At 64.0% G+C, this 22892-nt stretch carries 19 protein-coding genes and 2 pseudogenes; 12 read left to right on the top strand and 9 right to left on the bottom strand.

Annotated elements, in window-relative coordinates:
• Positions 1-9 precede the first annotated feature (9 nt).
• The gene (locus QFZ94_RS05055; protein ID WP_429455785.1) at positions 10-1053 is read right to left on the bottom strand and encodes a LacI family DNA-binding transcriptional regulator; all 1044 of its coding nucleotides are present in this window, start codon (positions 1051-1053) and stop codon (positions 10-12) included.
• A 193-nt stretch (positions 1054-1246) separates the two neighbouring features.
• Between QFZ94_RS05055 and QFZ94_RS05050 the strand changes: the two genes are divergently transcribed.
• The 11 genes and pseudogenes from QFZ94_RS05050 to QFZ94_RS05000 form a co-directional block, all read left to right on the top strand.
• Entirely contained in the window at positions 1247-2398 is a 1152-nt protein-coding gene (locus QFZ94_RS05050) for an ABC transporter ATP-binding protein (protein ID WP_410849451.1), read from the top strand.
• Positions 2399-2418: 20 nt separating this feature from the next.
• The gene (locus tag QFZ94_RS05045) at positions 2419-4395 is read left to right on the top strand and encodes a beta-galactosidase (RefSeq protein ID WP_429455784.1); all 1977 of its coding nucleotides are present in this window, start codon (positions 2419-2421) and stop codon (positions 4393-4395) included.
• A gap of 88 nt (positions 4396-4483) precedes the next feature.
• Positions 4484-5737 (top strand): ABC transporter substrate-binding protein, encoded by a 1254-nt coding sequence (locus QFZ94_RS05040; RefSeq protein WP_368582368.1) that lies wholly within the window; start codon positions 4484-4486, stop codon positions 5735-5737.
• Between the two features lie 67 nt (positions 5738-5804).
• Positions 5805-6779: a carbohydrate ABC transporter permease gene (locus QFZ94_RS05035; RefSeq protein WP_368582369.1), complete on the top strand. Its 975-nt coding sequence runs from the start codon at positions 5805-5807 to the stop codon at positions 6777-6779.
• A gap of 10 nt (positions 6780-6789) precedes the next feature.
• The gene (locus tag QFZ94_RS05030) at positions 6790-7641 is read left to right on the top strand and encodes a carbohydrate ABC transporter permease (RefSeq protein WP_429455783.1); all 852 of its coding nucleotides are present in this window, start codon (positions 6790-6792) and stop codon (positions 7639-7641) included.
• A 447-nt stretch (positions 7642-8088) separates the two neighbouring features.
• On the top strand, positions 8089-8421 hold the full coding sequence (locus QFZ94_RS05025) for a DUF2322 family protein (protein ID WP_429455782.1): 333 nt from the start codon (positions 8089-8091) through the stop codon (positions 8419-8421).
• A 245-nt stretch (positions 8422-8666) separates the two neighbouring features.
• Positions 8667-8957, top strand: a complete 291-nt coding sequence (locus QFZ94_RS05020) for a hypothetical protein (protein WP_368582372.1) — start codon at positions 8667-8669, stop codon at positions 8955-8957.
• A gap of 57 nt (positions 8958-9014) precedes the next feature.
• Positions 9015-9158, top strand: a complete 144-nt coding sequence (locus QFZ94_RS05015) for a hypothetical protein (protein ID WP_368582373.1) — start codon at positions 9015-9017, stop codon at positions 9156-9158.
• 96 nt (positions 9159-9254) lie between these two features.
• On the top strand, positions 9255-9482 hold the full coding sequence (locus QFZ94_RS05010; protein WP_013092139.1) for a hypothetical protein: 228 nt from the start codon (positions 9255-9257) through the stop codon (positions 9480-9482).
• A gap of 284 nt (positions 9483-9766) precedes the next feature.
• On the top strand, positions 9767-10711 hold the full coding sequence (locus QFZ94_RS05005) for a peptidoglycan DD-metalloendopeptidase family protein (protein ID WP_429455781.1): 945 nt from the start codon (positions 9767-9769) through the stop codon (positions 10709-10711).
• Between the two features lie 666 nt (positions 10712-11377).
• A pseudogene (locus QFZ94_RS05000) lies at positions 11378-12067 on the top strand (sterol desaturase family protein); the annotation flags it as partial.
• Positions 12068-12250: 183 nt separating this feature from the next.
• Here QFZ94_RS05000 and QFZ94_RS04995 read toward each other — a convergent pair.
• From QFZ94_RS04995 to QFZ94_RS04975, 5 genes are all read right to left on the bottom strand, one after another.
• Positions 12251-13396, bottom strand: a complete 1146-nt coding sequence (locus QFZ94_RS04995; protein ID WP_368582376.1) for an MFS transporter — start codon at positions 13394-13396, stop codon at positions 12251-12253.
• A complete protein-coding gene (locus QFZ94_RS04990; protein WP_429455780.1) occupies positions 13393-14187 on the bottom strand; it encodes a DeoR/GlpR family DNA-binding transcription regulator in 795 nt (264 codons plus the stop codon). Before QFZ94_RS04990 ends, QFZ94_RS04995 begins: the two co-directional genes overlap by 4 nt.
• Before the next feature lie 100 nt (positions 14188-14287).
• Positions 14288-15793 (bottom strand): PepSY-associated TM helix domain-containing protein, encoded by a 1506-nt coding sequence (locus QFZ94_RS04985; protein WP_429455779.1) that lies wholly within the window; start codon positions 15791-15793, stop codon positions 14288-14290.
• Positions 15794-15827: 34 nt separating this feature from the next.
• The gene (locus QFZ94_RS04980; RefSeq protein WP_429455778.1) at positions 15828-18197 is read right to left on the bottom strand and encodes a TonB-dependent receptor; all 2370 of its coding nucleotides are present in this window, start codon (positions 18195-18197) and stop codon (positions 15828-15830) included.
• An 82-nt stretch (positions 18198-18279) separates the two neighbouring features.
• On the bottom strand, positions 18280-18690 hold the full coding sequence (locus QFZ94_RS04975; protein WP_429455777.1) for a DUF2946 domain-containing protein: 411 nt from the start codon (positions 18688-18690) through the stop codon (positions 18280-18282).
• A gap of 86 nt (positions 18691-18776) precedes the next feature.
• Between QFZ94_RS04975 and QFZ94_RS04970 the strand changes: the two are divergent.
• Positions 18777-19835: pseudogene (locus QFZ94_RS04970) on the top strand (tetratricopeptide repeat protein); the annotation flags it as partial.
• Here the strand turns inward: QFZ94_RS04970 and QFZ94_RS04965 are convergent.
• From QFZ94_RS04965 to QFZ94_RS04955, 3 genes are all read right to left on the bottom strand, one after another.
• On the bottom strand, positions 19830-20426 hold the full coding sequence (locus QFZ94_RS04965) for a molybdopterin-dependent oxidoreductase (RefSeq protein ID WP_368582382.1): 597 nt from the start codon (positions 20424-20426) through the stop codon (positions 19830-19832). The pseudogene QFZ94_RS04970 and the gene QFZ94_RS04965 sit on opposite strands and share 6 nt — an antisense overlap.
• A gap of 251 nt (positions 20427-20677) precedes the next feature.
• Positions 20678-21985, bottom strand: coding sequence for a LysR family transcriptional regulator (locus tag QFZ94_RS04960; RefSeq protein WP_429455776.1), 1308 nt, complete (start codon positions 21983-21985; stop codon positions 20678-20680).
• Positions 21982-22683: a GntR family transcriptional regulator gene (locus tag QFZ94_RS04955; protein ID WP_368582384.1), complete on the bottom strand. Its 702-nt coding sequence runs from the start codon at positions 22681-22683 to the stop codon at positions 21982-21984. Before QFZ94_RS04955 ends, QFZ94_RS04960 begins: the two co-directional genes overlap by 4 nt.
• Between the last annotated feature and the right edge of the window lie 209 nt (positions 22684-22892).

Genomic DNA, 22892 nt, shown 5'->3' with positions numbered 1-22892 from the left:
ACTGCCACATCAACGCGAGCGGGGCGCGGCCGTCGATGCGCGCACGACCAGTTTGGGCTCGGACGAAATCCGCATCGGCACGTGCACCGGCACATCCCCGACGGCGCGTCCGGCTTGTCCGTACGACGTCTCGATCAGTTCGCGCAGCAGTTCCACTGCAAGTCCTGCGACCTCGACCGTCGGTACCGCCACCGTCGTCAGCGCGGGACGCGACTCGCGCGCGAGCTGGATGTCGGTGATGCCGATCACCGACAGATCGTGCGGCACGCGCAGGCCGAGGTCCGCCGCCGCGTGCATTGCGCCGAGCGCGGGCAGGTCGTTGGTCACGAAGATCGCGCTTAGTTGCGGATCGGCTTCGAGCAGCGCGCGCGCCGCAATGTAGCCGCCGTGGATCGTGTCGAGGCCGTGCCGCACGCGGTTCTTCGTCACGCCGGCTGCGCGCAATGCGTCGACGAAACCTTCGTAGCGCGTCGCGTGAATACCCGAGGCCTTGCTGCCGACGATCGCACCAATGCGCCGATGCCCGAGTTCGAGCAGGTGCTCGGCGGCCAGTTTGCCGGCCAGCCGGAAATCGACCGCGACGCACGGCAACCCGGGCGGCTCGCTGGGCCGCTCCCACATGCACAGCACGACCGGCGTGCCGCGCGCTTCGGTCTTGTGCAGATCGGCGAAATCGAGGTTCGCGTTGGTCACGAGCACACCTTCGGACAAGGTGCCGGCGATCTGGTCGAGATACGCGCGGCCAGTCAGCGGATCCTCGTTCGTATTGCAGATGATCACGAAGTGGCCGCTCGCGCGCGCGGCGCGTTCGACCGCGAGCGCGAACTCCGGATAGAACGGATTCGCGATGCTCGACACCATCAGCGCAAGCGTCGGCGCGCGGCCTTCGGCAAGCGCGCGGGCGGCAAGATGCGGGCGATAGCCGAGCGTCGCGACTGCATCGAGCACGCGTTGCCGGGTCGTTTCGCCGACGCGGCCGCGATTGCGCAGCACGTTGGACACCGTGGCTGGCGTAACGCCGGCATGACGCGCGACTCCGCTGAGTGTAGGCATGGTAAGGTCAGTATTTGGGATGGCTGTCCGGCATTTGCATCGCGCCGCGAGGCGCGGCAACATCTGCCCTCGAACCAAGTACAAAACGATATCGGAGACAGACCCAACGATCGCCTTGCGATCGATTTTTCGGTCGCGCTGATTAAGCGCTTAATCTCCGACTTCGCGCCGATTAAATCACGGAGTCGATGCAATGGCGAGCATTTCGTTACGAGGCGTGCAGAAGGCGTATGGCGACGGTGCGCCAGTGATTCGCAACGTCGATCTGGACATCGGCGAAAACGAGTTCTGCGTGTTTCTCGGCCCGTCGGGCTGCGGCAAGTCCACGCTGCTGCGCATGATCGCCGGACTGGAGGATGTAACCGACGGCGACCTGTCGATCGGCGGGAAGATCGTCAACGACGTGCCGGCCGCGCAACGCGGCGTCGCGATGGTGTTCCAGAGCTATGCGCTGTTTCCGCACATGAGCGTGTTCGAGAACATGGCGTTCGGCCTGAAACTAGCGAAGACCCCGAAGGATGAAATCGAGCGCAAGGTGCGTGAAGCTGCGCGCATCCTGCAACTCGAGGCACTGCTCGAACGCAAGCCGAAGGCGCTGTCGGGCGGGCAGCGGCAGCGCGTCGCGATCGGCCGCGCGATCGTGCGCGAGCCCGGCGTGTTTCTGTTCGACGAACCGCTGTCCAATCTCGATGCAACCTTGCGCGGACAAACGCGCGTCGAGATCGCACGCCTGCATAAGCAGTTCGCGAAGGCGAGCGTGGTCTACGTGACGCACGATCAGATCGAAGCGATGACGCTCGCCGACAAGATCGTGCTGCTGCATTCGGGCAAAGACACCGAGCGCTACGGCAGCATCGCGCAGATCGGCGCGCCGCTCGAGTTGTATCACCGCCCGAAAAGCCGCTTCGTGGCCGGCTTTATCGGCTCCCCGCGAATGAATTTCCTGCCGGGCAGGGTGGCCTCGCTCGATGCGCAAGGCGTGCTCGTCACGCTCGATCACACCGGCGAGAACGTGCGCGTGCCGGTCAGCAGCGCGGGCTTGCAGTCAGCGCAGCCGGTCACGCTTGGCGTGCGTCCCGAGCATCTGGAGTTCGTCGATGCATCGGCCGCGTCGCAAGACGGCGTGCTCGCGCGCACCGTATCGCTCGTCGAGCAGCTTGGCGAACACAGCTACGTGCACCTCGATCAACCCGGCGGGGCCGTGCTGATCGCCAAGGCGCCGGGCAACACGCGCCTCGCTCCGGGCGATCGCGCGAACCTGCGGGTGCCGCGTACCGCCTCTCATCTGTTTACCGAGGACGGCTTCGCGGCCGCGTCGCTCGAATCCGTCGAACACTACGCTTGAAGAACATTGGGGACACAGGGATGCGTTTAGGAGTCTGTTATTACCCGGAGCACTGGCCCGAGTCGATGTGGAAAGACGACGCGCGCCGGATGAAAGCGCTCGGCATCGAGCAGGTGCGAATTGCCGAATTCGCGTGGAGCCGGATCGAGCCGGCGCCCGGCGAATACGATTGGGGCTGGCTCGATCGCGCCGTCGACGTGCTCGGCGCGGCTGGCCTGAAGGTCGTCATGTGTACGCCGACGGCGACGCCGCCGAAGTGGCTGATCGATCGTCATCCGGATATCCTGCCGGTCGGCGCCGATGGACGCCCACGCGCGTTTGGCTCGCGGCGTCATTACGACTTCTCGTCACCCGTGTATTTCGACGCGTCGCGCCGTATCTGCACGGCGGTGGCCGAGCGCTACGGCAAGCATCCGGCGGTCGCTTTCTGGCAGACCGATAACGAATTCGGCTGTCATTACACGGTGGTCAGCTATTCGCCGGCCGCGGTCACGCGCTTTCGCGAGTGGCTGAAGGCGCGTTATCGCACGATCCAGGCGTTGAACGAAGCATGGGGCACGGTGTTCTGGAGCATGGAGTACCGCAGCTTCGAGGAAATCGACGCACCGGTCGGCACCGTGACCGAGGCGCATCCTTCGCATCGGCTCGACTACCGGCGCTTCGCATCCGACGAAGTGGCGCGCTACAACCGCATGCAGGTCGAGATCATTCGCTCGCATTCGCCGGGGCGGCCGGTCGCGCACAACTTCATGCAGCTTTTCACCGAGTTCGATCACTACAAGGTCGCGGCCGATCTCGACGTCGCGACGTGGGACAGCTATCCGCTCGGCGCGCTCGAAGAGCAGTGGTTCGCGCCGGAGATCAAGGCGCGCTGGTTGCGCACCGGTCATCCGGATTTCGCGTCGTTCAATCACGACGTGTATCGCGGCATGTCGAAGCTGCCGCTGTGGGTGATGGAGCAGCAGCCGGGACCGGTGAACTGGGCGCAGTGGAATCCGGCGCCGCTGCCGGGCATGGTGCGGCTGTGGAGCTGGGAAGCTTTCGCGCACGGCGCGGGCTGCGTGTCGTATTTCCGCTGGCGGCAGGCGCCGTTCGCGCAGGAGCAGATGCATGCGGGGCTCAATACGCCCGATAACCGGCTCGACGTCGGCGGCAATGAAGCCTCGCAGGTGGCGTCGGAAATCCAGACGGTGCTCGCCGCGACTGCCGATGCGAATGCGTCGATCCGCTCGAAAGTCGCGCTTGTCTACGACTACGAAGCGAAGTGGCTGTTCGAGATTCATCCGCAGGGCGCGGATTTTCACTATCCGCGCTTCGCGTTCGAGTACTACTCGGCTTTGCGCGCGCTCGGGTTCGACGTCGATGTCGTGCCGGCCGATGCATCGTTCGATGGCTATAGCCTCGTCGTCGTGCCGCCGCTGCCGGTCGTGCCCGACGATTTCGCCGAACGTCTCGCACGCTCGGGCGCGCAAGTCGTGCTCGGCCCACGCACCGGCTCGAAGACGCGCGACCTGCGGATTCCATCGAATCTGCCGCCGGGCGCATTGACGTCGGTGTTGCCGCTGCGCGTATGGCGCGTCGAATCGATGCGGCCGAACGTGACCGAAGCGGTGGTGCTGGACCAGCAGGGCAGTACGGCCGATGGCTTCGCGCGACACTGGCGCGATTTCATCGACAGCGATGCATCATCCTCATTCGACGTGCGCGCGCGTTTCGCGGACGGTCATCCCGCGTACGTGCGAAGCGGCGCGTTCCACTACCTCGCGAGCCTGTTCGACGACGCGTTGACCGTGCGCCTGTTCGCGCGGATCGCGCAGGAAGCGGGCCTCGAAACCCAGGCGCTCGGCGACAGCGTGCGCTTCAGCCGTCGCGGCGCACTGACCTATGTGTTCAACTATGGCGATCGAACCCACACGCTCGACGATATTTCCGACGACGCATTCGTGATCGGCTCCCGGGAGGTGGCGCCGCAAGGGGTAGCGGTCTACCGCTCGTAATTGAAGTCTGGCCCAGGCAATTCCACGCAGTCATTCGAAACAGAAGCGACAACGACGTAAAAACCATGGAATGAAGGAGACAGTCAGGATGAAACTGAAACCACGCAAGATTCTGGTGGCGCTCGCGCTGGCCGCGGTTGCCGCGGGGACCACGGTCGTCAGCACCGCTCAGGCGAGCACGCTCGCGATGAACATCGCGTTCAAGGGCGCGAGCCAGCGCGCGGTGTGGCAGCAGGTGGTCGACGAGTTCAAGAAGGCGCATCCCGGCATCGACGTGAAGGTGTCGTTCATCGACGAAGAGGCTTACAAGGTCCAGTTGCCGGGTTGGCTTTCGACTGTCGCGCCCGATATCGTCAACTGGCACGACGGCGAGCGTATGGCGTATTACGCGCAGCGCGGCCTGTTCGAGGATCTGACCGGCGACTGGCAGAAGAACGGCTGGAACGACATGTATGCGTCGACGAAGGAAGCATCGTCGTACAAGGGCAAGCAGTATGCCGCGCCGACCGTGTACTACTCGTGGGGGATGTTCTATCGCAAGGACCTGTTCGACAAGGCCGGCATCAAGGGCGAGCCGAAAACTTGGGACGAGTTTCTCGACGCCGCGAAAAAGCTGAAGGCTGCCGGCATTACGCCGATCGCAGTGGCGGGCCGCGATGCGTGGACGCTGGCCGGCTGGTTCGATTACCTCGATCTGCGTCTGAACGGCAATGCGTTTCATCAGAAGCTGATGGCCGGCGAGATTCCGTACACCGATCCGCGCGTGAAGAAGGTCTATACGACGTGGAAGCAGCTGATCGACGACGGCTACTTCATCAACAATTCACTCTCCTACGATCTCGATTCGGTGCAGCCGTTCCTGTTCCAGGGCAAGGCCGCCATGATGCTGATGGGGACGTTCATTGCGGCGGGTTTCCCGGACAACGTGAAGCCGCAAATGGGGTACTTCCAGTTCCCGATCATCGACTCCAAGGTGCCGACCGCCGAGGATGGACCAGTCGAATCGTTGCATATTCCGTCGAAAGCGAAGAACAAGGCCGATGCGCACACGTTCCTTGCATTCGTCGAGACGCCCGAAATCGGCGCGCAACTCGCAAAGGGACTCGGCTCGTTGTCGGCGAACAGCAAGTCGCCGGAGCCGGAAGATCCGATTTCGAAGATCGGCTTCCAGATCCTGTCGAATACGAAGGGCGGTATTGCGCAGTTCTACGATCGTGACATGACAAAGGAAATGGCCGACGAAGGGATGAAGGGGATGCAGCAGTTCGTCTCCGATCCGTCGAAACTCGACGACATCCTCGCGCAGCTCGAGCAGACGCGTCAGCGTATCTACAAGAAGTGAGCGGCGGCGGCCGCAAGGCCGCTGTCCGATGCATCGCGTTGTATCAGATCGGATCGGGAGATTGATCGTGTCGCATTCCGTCAGCCGTCATAGCGTCGACGGTTCTGTTGAACCCGGTGGGCCGAGCTTGCCGGCACCGGGCGGTGCGCTGGGCGGCGCACCAGTCGCGTCGCGCCGGCGCGGCCCGACGCCGACCGCGCGGCGGCAGCGGCGCGCCGCGTTCCTGTTTCTCGCGCCGGCCTGCTTCATGGTGGCCGTGTACGTGGTGTGGCCGATTCTCTCGACGATCCGCCTGAGCTTCTTCAACTGGGACGGGATGACCGAGCCGACCTTCATCGGCCTCGCGAACTATATCGAGCTGGTCCATACGCCGACGTTCTATACGGCGCTGAGGAACAACCTGATCTGGCTCGTGCTGTTCCTGCTCGCACCGCCAATGGGGCTCGCCGTCGCGCTGTATCTGAACCAGGCGGTGGCCGGCATCCGGATCGTCAAGTCGCTATTTTTCGCGCCGTTCGTGTTGTCGGGCGTCGTGGTCGGACTGATCTTTTCATGGTTCTACGATCCGACCTTCGGCCTGCTCGCGATGATGCTCGGCCACGGCGTACCGGTGCTCGGCGATCCGCGCTACGCGACGTTCGGCATCGTGTTCGCCGCACTGTGGCCGCAAACCGCGTACTGCATGATTCTTTATCTGACCGGCTTGACCACGTTGAACGCCGAGCAGATCGAAGCCGCGCGAATGGAAGGCGCGCAGGGCTGGTCGATGCTGTGGCACGTGATCCTGCCGCAGTTGCGGCCCACCACGTTCATGGCGATCGTCGTGACGATCATCGGCGCGCTGCGCAGCTTCGATCTGATTTCGGTGATGACGGGCGGCGGTCCGTTCGAAAGCTCGACGGTGCTCGCCTATTTCATGTACGACCAGGCAATCAAGTATTACCGCATCGGCTATTCGGCGGCGATCGCGGTGGTGCTGTTCGGCATCATGCTCGTGTACATCGTCTATCACCTGCGGCGGATGCTGCGCGCCGAGCAATAAGGAGCCGCTGATGTTTCCGATTCCGATCGACAAATGGAAGCCGGCCACGCGCCGCGCATACAAACTGACGTTGCCGATTGCACTCGTGATCTGGCTGCTGCCGATGATCGCGGTGCTGATCACGTCCGTGCGTTCGACCGAAGAACTGAGCGAGGGCAACTACTGGGGATGGCCGAAGCACTTCGCGATGTTCGACAACTATCGCGAGGCGTTGACGACGTCGCCGATGCTGCATTACTTCTGGAACAGCGTGCTGATCACGGTGCCTTCGGTCGTGGGCTCGATCGCACTCGCGGCGATGGCGGGCTTTGCGTTGGCGATCTATCGCTTTCGCGGTAATTCGACGTTGTTTGCGACGTTCGTCGCGGGCAACTTCGTGCCGATCCAGGTGTTGATGATCCCGGTGCGCGATCTGTCGTTGCAACTCGGGCTGTTCAATACCGTGAGCGCGCTGATTCTGTTTCATGTGTCGTTCCAGACTGGCTTTTGCGCGCTGTTTCTGCGCAACTTCATCAAGCAGCTGCCGTTCGAACTGGTCGAGGCGGCGCGTATCGAAGGGGCGAACGAGTGGACCGTGTTCTTCAGGATCGTGCTGCCGCTGATTCGACCCGCGCTCGCTGCGTTGGCGATCCTCGTGTTCACGTTCGTGTGGAACGACTATTTCTGGGCCCTGTGTCTGACGCAAGGCGATGACGCCGCGCCGATTACGGTCGGTGTAGCCGCGCTGAAAGGGCAGTGGACGACCGCGTGGAATCTCGTTTCGGCAGGATCGATTCTGGCGGCGCTGCCATCGGTGATGATGTTCTTTGCGATGCAGAAGCATTTTGTCGCGGGCTTGACGTTTGGCGCGACGAAGGGATGAAGATGTTGGCGCGTGGCGATGCTGCGTAGAGAAGGGTTGCCCGCGTAAGCGGGCTTTTTTTCGGCGTGCTCGATTGCTGCTCGCGTGCCGGCTTATCAATCAACGCCTTTCAACTGACGCCTGGTTGAGCCGCCGCATAACGGTATTCAATGCCGCGCGCGCACTATCGAGGGGCCGCTTGTCTTCGCTCGCCTGGCTCGCGAGGTCCGCGGCCCGAGCCATCCACGGATGAGCAAACGCATTGCTGCGCCGGATCAGCGTAGTTCAGGATCCACGACAGCGTACGAGCTGGCGCCACCCTTCAACCGTTTCCTCTGCGAGATTGCCGGTCAACATCCCGAAACATTTGCTCGGAAAACCAGGCCGCGACCGCCGATTCACCCGCTCGCCGCCCATCGGATAAGATACGGCCCGCCATGCATTTTTAGAACGGAAGGAGTGGTTTCAATGATCGAACCGAGCAACGTTTTCAAGGAAAATCTCGCCAGAATGCCGGCAATCGACGGCATCGCGCGCATCGATCTGGTCAACGGCAGCGGTGCCGTGGTCGCCAGCATCGAGAACAAACCGGGCAAGCAGGGCTCGCTCGCGGTGTACAACTACCTGCGCGGCGCGTACGGCGCGCTCGACGCGAAGGCGGCCGAACACGGCCTCGCGCTGTTCGCCGAGCATACGGCCGACGCGCGCAACCGTCCGGGCGCCCATCCGAACGTCGATCACCTGCTGGCGATTGCCGCCGGCGGCGAGGCATTGCGCATCGACGTTGTTCCGGCAGCTTAAGGCCGCTCGAGTCTTTTCCGCGTCCACAAGTTAAACGTTTTCCTACCGCTACCGCAAATTCCGACGCCCCGGCGATGGGATTTGCGGCCCGCCAGCGCTGATTGCTCGGTAAAACCCTCGTTTTTCTCGAAGCCCCCGGATTAGCTTCGGATTCGGCTTCTGTTCGGCGAATTGAAACGCCGGGGGCCGGCGCACACTGAGTTCGTCCCGTCGCGTATATCGCGCTTTTCCGTCAGGAGCCCCGGATGTCTTCCCGTCACAACAAACCCCGCCGGTTCGACGCCGACCTGCCGGAACTCACCACCTCGGAATGGGATCAACCGGCGCAGCGTCCTGACGACATCGCAATGCGCGAATTGCAACGCGGCTCCGAAGCCATCCTGCGTCTCGCCACCCAGGCACACGCGGCCGTCGCCCGAAGCGACGAAGCGGGCGCGCAAGCCGCACGCCAATCGCTCGAAACGCAGCTGACGTTCACCACCGCCCTGATCGATGAATTGCTGTTCGGTGCGCCCGAGCGCTCCACGCTGCATTGACCGCGAACGCGGCAGCAAACCGTACTAACCCGTAGTCCCGACTTTCCGAAAGCTGACATGAGCGCGTTGACCGTCTTTCTTTGCATCTGGGCCATGGTCGCGTTTTGCGCGGTCCTGTTCATCCGCGGCGCGAGTCCGCGCGTCGAGCGTCAGGTAGGAGAGCCGCGCGCCCGTCGGTCACGCTATTCGATCGCCGAGTAACCCGCACGTCCAACGACGCGGAATCAACGGGGTAACATGAGGAGCGCCGGCGCCACTGCCGGCCGGCACCGACGATGTTCCTCAGGAGGTTCTCGTATGGACACACATTCGATTCTCGGCATGCTGCATGCCGAAGAGGCTTTGCTGGTCTCCATCGTGCGGTCGCTGCCTGACGACATCAAGCGCAGAATCGCCAACGACTTTCACGAGCAGGCGCAACTCGCCGAAAGCTCGCATCTGAATCCCACCACGAACCGCGAAACGAGCGATGCATTCAAGGCCCATGTCCGGCGTCTGTCGAACATGCTTGCGTCGTTGTCTTGACCCGGCCGACCTCCGCACGACCGGGCCGAATATTCCGGCTCGTTCTCTCGCCGCATCGCAGGCTCATTTGGGGGCAGCTTAAGGCTGGCCTAAGAAAGCGACCCTAGGCTGCCCCGAGCCTCATGCAGCGTCTTACGCAGTGCCAGCAGACGCTGATTCAACGAAACCACCTCGTCGTGCGTGCCTTTTGCGCATGCGACGGTCGACAGTCGTTCCTGAACATGCCTCTATCTGTAGCTCGTCTTTTGCCGGGGCGCGCCAGCAAAATCATTGTCGTATGTGCAATGAGCTCGGTATGCGCTGCCTATCTCGTCACTCATGAACGCGCCGGGCGCAACGACGAACTGGATGTGTCGCTTCTGAGCAAGGACTCGACGGCGGCCGTTGCCCGCGCGCCGAGATCGGCGTCGGCATCCGCACCGGCGCTGCCGGCTGCGCAAGCCCCTACATTCACCGTGAGGGAAGCGCCGGTCGAGCGCACCTTCGCGTCGGCCGCGCAGAACCTTGGCATCGATGCGGGCACCACAGCGATTCTGTCAAGCGCGTTTCGCGACGAGATCGATCTGTCGCGCGATCTGCAAGCCGGCGACCGCGTGAGCGCCATATTCGAAACCAGTAGCGACAACGGCAAAGACGCAGCGCATGAACCGTTAGCGGTGCGCATCGTACGAGGCTCGACCGCACACGACCTGTTCCTTCACAAGAATCCGCAAGGTCAACCGCATTACTACTCGAAAGACGGCGTCAGCACGGGGCCTACGTTCGAGCGCTATCCGCTCGACTTCACGCGCGTGTCGTCGGCTTTCTCGTTGCGCCGCTTCGATCCGGTAGTGCATCGTTGGCAAAGTCATGACGGTGTCGACCTTGCTGCGCCGGCCGGCACACCCGTGCGTGCGACCGCGCGCGGCGTGATCCGCTTTATCGGCCGTCAGGCCGGTTATGGCAACGTGGTCGTGATTCAGAACCCCGCATCGTTTTCGACGACGTTCGCGCATCTGTCGCACTTCGCGGAAGGACTGCGCGCCGGCAGCCGTGTGATGCGCGATCAGGTGATCGGCTATGTCGGCAAGACCGGTTGGACGACCGGGCCGCATCTGCACTTCGAGGTTCACGTCAACGATGTGCCGCAGGATCCGCTCAAGGTCGATCTGCCGCAGAAGAAGTCGCTTGCCGCCGATGAATTGCGGCAGTTCGAACTGCGGGTCGCGCAATTGACCGCGCTGCTGTAAGCCATTTGTCGTCTCAACTTTGCGACACGTCGGTCCGCATGACCCGGGCACTCGTTCGGCGCATCGCGCGCCGGCGATTCCGCCCGGTACGTGTCGCAAACCTCGGCGTGTCAATCCGCATTCGGGTATTCCCGCGCGCGTCGAACGATGTGTCCGAACCAGCACGAACTCGTCGGAGCATTCACGCAGCGTCTCATTTCCGATGCATCGCGTGCGATCAGGCCTGCTTCGAAGTGCATCGGCACGCATCCGTCCATACGTGGCAACGCTTCGTCCCAGCATGGCATAGCCGTTGCAATAAGTCCGGCACAAGAACTACACATGTTGCAGCCGGAATTTCACGCAGTGAATAAATGCCGACGGCAGCAAACGTCTTCGCGATTCGCGCTCGGGGAGCTTGGCGCAACACGCGAAGTACGGCGGGGCCACCACCAAACGGATGTCGACAAACAACGACGACGCGAGCGGACGATACGGCAGTGTCTATCGTCCGCTCGCGATCGTGACGGCGTGAAGCGATGACCCCGCCATTTTTTCCGTGCTTGCGGGCGCAGCCGAATTCGCGGCGGCCCCGGGCGAAGGGGCGCTTGCGCGCAGACCGGCGGACTGCGAAGATCATACTAACGCTCATCTACACGGTATGCAGCCGCTGCATCAGGGGATGCCATGCTAGCGTCGAGCCCGTTTCCGGCATTGCTGCACCACGCGAGCCTGTGGCTGCAAGGCTACGCGCTCGCGCTGGTCATGATGGGACTCGGCGCGTTGCTCGAGCGCCGCTGGCCAGCCGCATTGCTGCAATCGCGCGCGGGGCAGCGTCTGAACATGGCGTATGCGGGCCTGTATCTGGCGTTGGTGGAAGCCACGAAGCCGCTGACCGCGGCCGCAAGCGTCGCGATCGTGAATGCGCTCGGCGGCGGCATGGTGGTGCTGGTGTCGCGCGGGTGGGGCGCGCTCGCTTCGTTCGTGATCGTACTGCTGACGATCGATTGCCTCGAATACGCGTTTCATCGCTTGCAGCACAACTGGCCCATCCTGTGGAAGCTGCATTCGCTGCACCATAGCGCGGTGGATTTCAACGTGACGATCACGTTGCGGCATCACTGGATCGAAGTGCTCATCAAGGGCTGCCTGCTCTATCCGCTCGTCGGCGTATTGTTCAAGGTCGAGCCGTGGATCGTCGGTGCGACGTCGATCGTGTTCATGTTCGGCAACTACTTCGCGCATCTGAACTTGCGCGTGGACCTTGGCCGCTACGTCGCGTGGGTCAACAATCCGCAATATCACCGCTTGCATCACTCGATTCGCGCCGAGCATCTCAACCACAACTTCGCGCAGCTATTGCCGATGTGGGATCACGTGTTCGGCACGCGCTGGGTGCCCGCGAAACACGAGTGGCCCGCCACCGGTCTCGACGATGGCACGCAGCCGAGCTCTCTGCTCGGCGCGTTCGGCTGGCCATTGGGTCAGCATGCGGGGCGCGATGCGTTACCCGTTCGCAAGCCGCTTGCCGTGCTCGACAAGAAAACGAAATAGCGCTGGCTAAGCGGGTTGCGCGCCGCGCACCGCCTTGCCGCCCAGCAGCGACACGATTAGCGTGGCCATCACCAGCACACCCAACGCCGCGCGCAAGCCGAGCACGCCGGCGCCGAAACCGATCAGCGGCGGCCCGACCAGAAAGCCCGCATAGCCGAAGGTGGCCGCCATCGACACACCGATCGCCGGCGTCGCGCTCGAACGGCCCGCCGCGCTGAAAATCACCGGAACGATATTCGCGAGACCGATGCCGACCATCGCGAAGCCGACGCACGCGGTCAGCACCGTCGGCAGGCTCAGCACAAGCGCGAGTCCGGCGAACGCGATCAGACCGCCAAGCGCGACGACCTTGCTCGAGCCGAAGCGTCGCACCGACGCATCGCCTGCGATGCGGCAGGCCGCCATCGAAAACGCGAACGCGGAGTAGCCGATCGCGGCAATGCTCGCTTCCTGGTTCAACGTGGAGCGCAGGTACACCGCGCTCCAGTCGGCCACCGCGCCTTCCACGAGCATGCACATGAACGCCAGCAGCGCCAGTTTCATCACGGCGCTGTCGGGCCATGCGAATCCGCTCGACGCGGCGGCCGCGCGCGGACCGATATCGCGCAACGCAAACCATGCAGCAAAAATGATCAGGGCGGCGATGAACAGATCGGGAACGAGCAGCCCGCCCATGACGCCGACGCCGCCTTTCTGCAGCATCGCGCCGCTCGCCGCGCCAAGCAGGCCGCCCGCGCTCCACGCGGCATGAAACGACGACATGATCGGCGCGCGCCAGCGTGTTTCGATCGCGCTCGCATGTCCGTTCATCGACACGTCGAGCGCGCCGTTCGACGCGCCGAGCGCAAACAGCACCACGCCCAACGTCAGCATGCCGGGCGCGATCGCGGGCAACGGCAGCGCGATCGCGAATGCCGCGCCGAGCAGCGCGGTGGCGCGGCCGCTGCCGACGCGCGGCGCGAGTTGTCCCGCGAGCGGCATCGCGACGATGGCGCCGAGCGCGAAGCAGAACAGCGCAATGCCGAGCGAGGTGTCGCTGAGCGCGAGGCTTTCCTTGATGCGCGGCACCTCGACCGCCCATGCGCCGATGCCGAAACCGTTGGCGAGAAAGACGGCGAGCGTCGCGATGCGTTCCCTGACGAGTGAGTTCATGGGCGTGCCACCATCACGTTATCGCAGACGGCCTCGAGGCTCGCGATACGCGCGCCCGGTACGTCCGCTTCGACGAACAGATGATCGACCAACGAGGCAGGCGCTACCGCGAACGGCGCCGCCGTGATCAGCTTTTCCGAGGTCAGCGCGATGGCGATCTGGCCGCTCGCTTTGACCATTGCGCGTTTTAGTTCTGCATCCTCTGCGTCGAATGCGGCGACGCCTTCGTCGGGATCGAACGCGCAGGCGCCGAGAAAACACAGGTCCGCGCGGATCTGCTGGACCTGCAGCAGCGCGGTCGCGCCGAGTGAGCCCGCCGCGCCCCCGGCGATGCGGCCGCCGATCAATATCACGTCGATCCCCGGCCGGTTCAGCAGCCGCGCGCAGGCCTCGGGCGAATTCGTGACGACGGTCAGGCCGGCGTTGTCGGGCAGCGACGCCGCGATCGCGACGTTCGTCGAGCCCGCGTCGAGCAGCACGATCTGCTTCGGACGAACGATCGATACGGCCGCCGCGGCAAGGCGTGCCTTGCGATCGACGGCCTCGTGCATCCGGAGCGCCGCGGGTTTGTCGGCGGGCGACATCAGCAGCGCACCGCCATACACCCGCTTGCAGTAGCCCTGATCCGCGAGATCGCGCAGATGGCGGCGCACCGTGTGCTCGGAGATCTGCAGCTCAGCGGCAAGCTCGGACGCGAGCACGCGACCATGCGTGCGCAACCGCTCCAGAATCAGCGCTTCGCGCTGCTCGGGCAGTAGCCCGTTGATCGCTTCTTCCCGGGTTCGCTGCATAGGTCTCGTCTCCGTTTCGGCGCAAACCGATCATAAACGAGCAAAATGTAGCGCAAACGCTCGTGAAGTGCAAGCGGGGGCGAGCGCGGCTGCCGTGGTCTCAGGCGACTCCGGTCAATTCCGGTCGCGAGTCGCGGCCGAAAACCAGCCGGTCGAGCAGCCACACCGCGACGAGCGTTGCGCCCATCAGCGGGAACACGACGCCGAGCAGCACCAGGCCGGTTTTCCAGCCCCGCATCGGCGGTGCGGCGCGCTCGCGCGACGGCGCGCCGAGCGAGCGTTGCGGCCGGCGTTTCCACCACATCACGCAGCCGGTCACCGCGAGCGCGGCAAGGCCGAGCGAAATGGCCGCGCACAGTAGCTGATTCGCGACGCCGAAGTAGCGACCCATATGCAACGACGTGCCGTACGACACGGCCTTCGCGATCGCGCCGTAATCGCTGTAGCGGATGTCCTTCAGGATCGCGCCGCTGTATTGATCGACGTATAGCGTGCGTTCGTCTCGCGGATTCGCGGGGAACCAGGAAAGCGTGTAGACGCCGGTTGCGGAGTTCGGCAGCACGATGCTGTAGCCGTCCGTGATGCCGAGCGATGCGGCGAGCGCGACGATATGGCCGAGCGACAGAGGCTGTGCCGCGTCGCTGGCCGAGGAAGAGGGCACGCTGGAGTTGCCTGCGGCCCACGGCGTGAGCGGCAACGGCAGGTCATCCATTACCATGCCGGGCATCGAGTCCATGTCGGTATGCGTGGCATGCTCGCTCATACGTCTCGCGTGGTCGGCGTGATCCGGCTGCGCTCCCGGCACGCTGGAGCGCAATGGCAACCCGCCCCACGCACCCGGCGGCGCGCCCAGCTTCGTCGCGGTCGCAAACGCCTTGAACTGCTTGCCCCACGAGCCGGTCCACGGCAGACCGGTCAACACGAACGCCAGCGCGCCCAGCGCGAGCCAGATGCCCATCACCGCGTGAAGACTTTTCCATAGCGGACGTCCCTTTAGCGCGAGCCGCGGCAGCAGCACAGCGCGCGCGGTCGTTCTGCCGCGCGGCCACCATAGCGCGATGCCGGTGCCGATCATCACGAGCGTCCAGCATGCGGCCAGTTCCATCAGTAGCTCGCCGGGCTTGCCGAGCAGCAGCTTGCGATGAATCATGCGATCCACCTGCATCACGCGACGCTCGACGCTCAGTGTGCCCAGCACCTCGCCGTTGTACGGATTCAGGTAGACGCTCTGCTGCGTGCCGTCCGCGAGCCGAAACACGAATTCGGCGCTGCGTTGCGGATCGCGTGTGATCGCTGCGGTCGTCGCGACCGAACTGGGCGGCATCGCCGCGCGCGCTCGCGCGAGCAGCACGTTGTCGGGCAGTCTCGGCACCGCTTGCGGTGCGACGACCATCTGCTGCCGATACAGCAGCGGCTCGATCTGTGGCTGGAAGCAATACAGCGTGCCGGTGATGGCGAGCACGAGCAGAAACGGCATCACGAAGAGGCCCGCGTAAAAATGCCAGCGCCACAGTGTTCTATAGCCTGGATGTGCGGGGCCGCTGGTGGCGGCAGCGGTCGTACCGTTCTGCGCACGTCCGGGTTCGGCGGTTGGAGTCGTGGACATGAAATCCTCGTCGGGCAATGGGGCGATGGGTTACTTAGAGACGCAGCTTCGCTTCGACATAGAGCGTGCGGCCCGGATACGGGTGGTAGACGAAGTAGCGCGCGTCGAACAGGTTGTCGACGCCGATGCCGAGTTCGCTGAGCTTCGTCGGCTTGAACGTGAACTTCGCGTCGGCGACCGTGTAGGTGCTGGTGCCGCCGAACACGTTGGGGTTCGTGTCGGTATTCGTCAGCGTGTTGTACTGACGGCCCGAGTAGCGCGCGGCGAGCGTCAGCGCCGCGCGCGCGTCGAAGTGATACGTCGCGGCGAGATTCGCGCGCCACAGCGGAATGCGGTAAAAGTACTTGCCGACCGAGGCCGGATTCTGAGCGTTCTCGAGGATCTTCGACTGCGTGTACGCGACGCTCGCGAGCAGATCGAGTGCGCGCGCGAATACGTCCTCGCCCGAATAGCTCGTTTCGACGCCGCGCGAGCGAACCTTGCCGATGTTCTGGAAGTTCGTCACGTTCGGGATCACGGTGGTGTCGGTCTGACTGAAGATCGTGTTCTTTACGTCGTCCTGAAACAGCGACAAGCGGAACACGCCATTCCAGTGCGCCCATTCGGCGCTCAATTCTGTCGACAGATCGTCTTCAGGCTGCAGATGCGGATTGTTGTTGACGATCGCAGAGCCATTGAATTGCCCCTGGAACAGTTCGCTCGCGGTCGGAAAGCGATAGGCGCGCCCGATCGACGCGCGCAAAGTCAGATCGTCGCTGACATCGAACGACAGCGACGCCTTCGGCGAAAAGTGACGCTGGCTGGCGTCGCTGTACGGAATCGTCGTGCCGGGCAGCGACTGTGCGCCGTCGTAGGCTTGCCAGTCTTCATAGCGCACGCCGTAGACGAGCTTCCAGCGCGGCAGAAAGCGCCATGCGTCCTGCGCGTAAAGAGCTTGCGTCTGCGTCTTGCCGGTGAATGCGTTGGCGAACGAGGCCGCGTCGCCGTCGCGCCAAGCCAGCGTGTGGTAGGTCTGGTTGTCGACGAAGTAGTTGTCGTAGTGGTAGCCGAAGCTCAGTGCGTGATTGGCTAGCCCCGGCTGGTTCGTCGCGGGCGTGTAGGTGCCGCGCAGGTCCAGCGTCTTCCAGCCGGTGCCGTCGCCGAACTGCACAGTGCCGGGCCCATTGCCCGGGCCGCCGGCATTCGCGGTCCGTGCGACGCTATTGCCGATGTCGTAATACGACGCGATCGCCTCGCCGTTCCAACCGGTCGCGTTGCGCGTTTTCAGCGACACGCCGTAGAGCCAGTTCTCGCTGTGCCCGAGACTCGGTGCAAACGCGGCCGCCGGAATCGTGTAGTGGTAGCCGTTGATCGACACGTTGCCGCTGTAGACCGGGTTGCCGTCCGGGTCGCGCAGGAAGGTCGAGGTTTCGCTGTTGTACGTCTGGTGCCAGTAGCCGAGCGTGAAGCCGCCCTGCAGCGTCGGCGTGAAGTCGTACTGCATCTTCAGCTTGAACTGGTCCTGCACCGTGTGCTCGATGCCTTCGCCGTTCACGCCGAGCACGGCCGTCGGCGTATCGGTCTGGTTGTCGTAGAAATGGGCGCCGGTGACGGGCGTGTCGCCGGCCTTCGCGGGCGTGGTCGATTGCGCGAGCGTCGCGAATTGCAGCGGCTGACTCGTGTTCTCGAGATGATTGACGCCGAGCAGGTATGAGAACTTGCCGATCCGATCGCCGAGCGACGCGCTCGCTTCGCTGCCGTTGAAACTCTGGTTCACGCCGAACAGGCTGAAGTGCTGCGTGAATGCCTTGACGTCGGCGCTGGCGTCGAACTGCTTCGGCATGCGCGTGCTGATCAGCACGGTCGCGCCTAAAGAGTTGCCGGGGTACAGCGCGGAAAACGGCCCGTAGATTACGTCGACCTGCTGGATCTGGTCGGGATACACCATCGACCAGCGCGGCGGAAACGAATAGCTATTGCCGAGCAGGTTGCTGAGCAGCAAACCGTCCGCATAGACGAGGCCGCGCGCGCTCTGCGTATTGCTGGTGCCGCGCACCGCGATGATCGAATTCATATCGCCGATGAAGCGCTTGCGTACCGCGAGGTTCGGCATGTACTTGAGCACGTCCTCGGTGTTGACGACGTTCCAGTTCGCGAACTGATCGCGCGTGACGGTTTCGACGGTGGCGGGCAGGTTCGGGTCGACGGCGCGTGGTGTAGCGCTTGCACTTGCGCTCGCATTGACGCTGACGGCGGGCAACGTCGCATCGGCGTCGGCGGCATGCGCGGGTGTTGCGACCAAAGCAGGCACGAAAGCAGGCACGAGCGCGGGCCAATGAACGGAACGACGAACCGCGCGATGAGCGGAACAGACAGCGTCACGACGGACGCAAAAAGACAGCCTTCGCAGCGCGAAGTTGAACATGAACGTTTCCTCGATGCATTGAACAGGCAATCGCAGGCTTCGTCGACGTGAACGACGAAGGCGCGATCAGAACCGGCAGCGATCAGGAAACGACAGGTGGCGCGCGCGGACGTCCCGACGGGAACGCGCCCAGTGGCGTGAAGCGGGTGGACAGCGTGGGCGGCGCGGTGCCGGCCAGCGGTAGCGCTGCCGGCGGCTCGGCGGCAGCGAGCGTCGGCATCGCGACGTGATGTTCGAGCAGATGACAGTAGCCGCACGCGCCGAATGCATCGTCGTGGCTTAGATGCACGGTGGCGGAACTGGCTTGAGCGACGACGCTCGCATTGCTGATATCGCTCGCGCCGCTCGGATGAAGCGCCGAACACAGCGCGGCAATCGGCTCGTGAGTGCGGCCCGATTCGAGCAACTGACTGATGAGCGGCGCGAACACGACGAGCCACATGGCGACGAGGACAAGCCATGCGGTCAGGTGGTTGCGGGAGCGTCGAGTCATGAGCGTCAAGGAAAAGACGGGGGCGATTCTAGCATCACCGCACGATCCTTTCATTCGTAATGTCAGGTATAGCGGGGGATTAGACCGGCTCGCTATTCGGTTCGCTCGGCCGCCTGTCGGCCGCTAAATCGACATATCAGCGATTGGTGGCGCTGCGCCCGCTCGACGCGAACGCGCATTATCAACTCGGCAACGTGCTTTACGGGCTCGGTTATCGTGCCGAAGCGGAGGCGGCGTTTCGGCAGGCGGCCACGATTCACCCCGACCACGCCGAGGGGCACTACAACCACGGCATCGTGCTGCGCGACTTCGGTGCTGCTGTGGCAGGAAGACGGCCTCGGCGACATGCTGCAATTCAGCCGCTATGTTCCGCTGTTGAAGGCGCTGGGGGCCGCGCATATCGCGTTTGCGTGTGCGCCGGCGTTGCATCGGCTGATCGCGAAGGTGGATGGCGTCGATGCGGTGCTCGACCACCACGGAGCGCTCACGCGCGTCGCGACCTACGATTGCTGGACCAGTCCGCTGAGCGTGCCGCTGCATCTACGCACGACGCTGGATACGCTTCCGCGCCCCACGCGACTGAGCGCGGAACCCGCGCTTATCGAACACTGGCGCTCCACGCTCCACGCTCCACGCTCCACGCTCGACGCGCTGCCGCCCGGCCACCGGGTCGGTCTGGTCTGGAAGGGCAACGCGAAGCATCATAACGACGCAAATCGCTCGCTGCCGTCGCTCGCCACGCTCGCGCCGCTGTGGAGCGTGCCGGGCCTGAACTTCGTGAGCTTGCAGAAGGGGCAGGGCGAGGACGAAGCGCGCACCCCGCCGCTCGCGCAGCCGCTGCTCGATCTCGGCGCGCGCGTGACGGACTTCGCGGACAGCGCGGCGGTCGTCGCGCAACTCGATCTGGTGATCTGCGTCGATACGTCGATACGTCGATCGCGCATCTGGTCGCATCGCTCGGCAAACCGTGCTGGGTGATGTTGCCCGAAAGAGATGTGGACTGGCGCTGGATGCATGAGCGCGACGATTCGCCGTGGTATCCGCACACGCTGGGTCTGTTCCGGCGCGCGCCAGGGGAAGACTGGGCTAGCTCGGTCGAGCGCGTGCGGCAGGCGTGCGTCGAGCGATTCGGCGGCGCGCTATGACGCCTCGGTGAGCTGCATGTGATACAGGCCCCACGGCGACAATTCGAAGCGGTCCTTCAGCGGCCTGGCCGCGAGTTCGGGAATCTGATCCGCGTCGTAGATCGCCCATAACGGCCCCACGCCACCGAGCGCGAGCGGCTTGCCGTCCATTTGCGTCGCGACGATGAAGTGATACTCGCGCACCTTGTCGAGCGTCGTCTGCACCGCGTAGCCGTCGACCGCGTGCATGACGATTTGCGTGCTGCCTGCATCCGGCGCGCCGATATGCGCGAGCACGTCGGTCAGCAGCGGGCCGCTGAACGTATGCAGGTGCGCATCGTATTCGATCGTCGGATGGATCGTCACGGACTTCATGCTCGCGAGCAACGGCAGATCGACCCCATACGCTTGCGAAAACTTCACCTGGTGCTTCGCCAGCAGTTGATCGAAAGCCGGATTGAGCGCGCCGCGATTGCTGTTCCTGATCGCACCGGAGATCGTCAGGAGAACTGGAGACGGCGCGCATTCGGCATGCTCACGCTTTGCGCCGAATGCGGGCGCGACCGCCGCGCCCAACACCGTGGCGCTGGTCAGGAACTGGCGTTTGTTCATTACGTTTTCTCCGGCTGTCGATGAGGCTTCGCGTGGTGATGTGCGCGCTCTTCTATTGTCGGAGAATTGCCGCCGAAGATGATACGGCGATGCTTCATTTGCGCGTCATTCGCTATGCTATTTCCGCATGCGATTCACCGCGGAACTGGCACGCTTTTCGCGGACGCTGCGTGACGCGGGACTACGGCACGCTGCCGGCGCCGTTCGACTGGCGCGCGTTTTCCGACAGCCTGCGAGATCGATGGAAACGCTCAGGTCGCGTCGATACTGACCGTGCGCGTCACATCGACGACCGACAGCCGGATCGCGTCGATCAAAGCGCGCGCGGCCGGCGACGGCGTACCCGCCGCGCGCATCGTCAGGCCGATCTCGCGCCGCGTGTTGTGCAGCGGTACGTCGAGCGCCACCAGTTGGCCGGATTGAATCTCGTGATGCAGCTGCTGCGCCGACAACGCCGCCGCCATGTCGGTGCCGAGCAGCAGCCCGCGAATCACCGCGAGGTCGGCGGTCTCGACGGTCGGCAGAGGCGGCTTTACCTTCATCCGCTTGAATTGCGTTTCGAACAGCGCACGCGCCGGCGCGTTGCTGCGCGGCAGAATCCATTGCGCGTCGCGCAGACCCATGATGGTCAGATTGTGCGCTTGAGTCAGCGGATGACCGCGGCGCACCAGCACCACCATGTTTTCCGACATCAGCCGCTCGTTTTTCAGGCCGCTCGTCGCGTCGTTCTCGCGCAGTGCGCCGAGAATGAAGTCGATGTCGCCCGCGCGCAGACCGGCCACCAGCGTCTCGTACGCGCTCTCGTCGGTGACCACGCGCACGCCCGGATTCTCCGAGGTCATTCGCGCGATCGCCTTCGGCAGGATCAGCGTGCGTCCGAGCGGCAACGCGCCGACCGTCACCGAGCCCTGAATCTTGCCGTGCAATGCGGCGATATCGTCGGGGATGTGTCGCAGTTCGTTCAATGCGCGGCGTACGTGCAGCAGGAACGTTTCGCCTTCGGCCGTCAGCAGGATGCCGCGCGGGCTGCGATGGAACAGGCTCAGTCCCGAGCCGCTTTCGAGTACGCGGATCGCGGCGCTCACCGCGGGCTGGCTGATTCCGAAGGTTTTTGCCGCGCTCGGCATATGCCGATGCCGCGCGAGCGCGGCGAACAGTTGCAGGCGCCGCGTGTTGAGCAGGTACGCGGGCAATGCGCCCTCCGATACGGACCGGCGGCGCGTCTGTCGCGCGGCGCACCATTGCGCGAGCTCTTCGAGTTCAGCGAAGATCCGCTCGCAGCGATGCAGCACCGCGCGGCCGACCGGCGTGGGCAGCATGCCCGAAGGACCGCGATCGAACAGGGGCACGCCGAGCGCCGACTCGAGCTCCTGCACGGAGCGCGTGACCGCCGACTGCGCGCGAAACAGCGCAGCCGCCGCACGCGTTGCGCTACCCATGTCAGCGACGAGCCGGAAGGCGCGCAATTGCGCGAGATTGAGCAGGTCCCTGCTGCTGACCGACAGCGGCGCTTTGGCGGCCGCCTGGCTGGTTTCGGCGGAAAGTGCGTCGTTGCTCATGCTGCGCCCGCGATCAGATGCAACGATGGCAGCGACAGATTCAGACTCTCCTTCGAGATGTGCGTGTGCTCCTTCATCAACGCATCGACGCGCGCGCCTTCGCGTTGCTTCAGCGCGTCGACGATCGCGTGATGCTGGCGATGCGCGTACATCAGCATCATGAACTGACGCTCGCGTGCGGCTTCGTCGAACGCGATCGTGAACGGCGACACGAACGGCACTTTGTCGTTCAGGCTGAGCGCGGCCGTGATCGCCTGGTTCTGCGCCGCTTCGACGATCAGCGCATGAAAGCGGCCGTTCATCTGTGCGTAGCGCACGTCGTCTCCTGGCTTCAGGTGCTTTTGCTCGAAGATTTCGTCGCCTTCGCGCAGGCATTCGTCGAGCGCGGCGGCGAGCGCCGCGCTCATGCCGTTTTCGGCCACCGAGCGCGCGGCGAGTCCTTCGAGCACGCCGCGCACGTCGATCGCATCGAGGACGTCACGTACGCTGAAGCGGCGCACCACATAGCCGCGCGAGCCCGAACGATCGAGCAGGCCTTCGGACGACAGCACGCTCAACGCATAACGCAGCGGCGTGCGCGACACGCCGAGCCATTGCGCGAGCTGTGCTTCGACGAGCCGCTGCCCAGGCGACAATTCGCCCGACAGGATCTTCTCGCGTAGGGTCTGCACAATCGCTTGCTGGGTCGTCTCGTTCATCGTTTCGTCGGTCGTCGGAAGCACCGCAGTATAGCCACGCGCGCAGCACCGCTCCAAGCGTTGAAAAAGTGCGTTGCGAGTTGTTTTCCGGGTCATCTGTTTTATTTATCGCGTGCCGAGGCGCGAGGAGGCCGCGAAAGGCTCGCCACACGGGCTTGGGATACCGAGGGAGCCCCTGCGCGGCGTGGGTCGCGGCGGGGTTCATCGGC

The sequence above is a fragment of the Paraburkholderia sp. JPY465 genome (assembly GCF_050436725.1).
In the GTDB taxonomy this organism is placed as follows: domain Bacteria; phylum Pseudomonadota; class Gammaproteobacteria; order Burkholderiales; family Burkholderiaceae; genus Paraburkholderia; species Paraburkholderia youngii.
The sequence above is the reverse complement of the archived record's forward strand: the minus strand, read 5'-3'. Positions and strand labels throughout refer to the sequence as shown.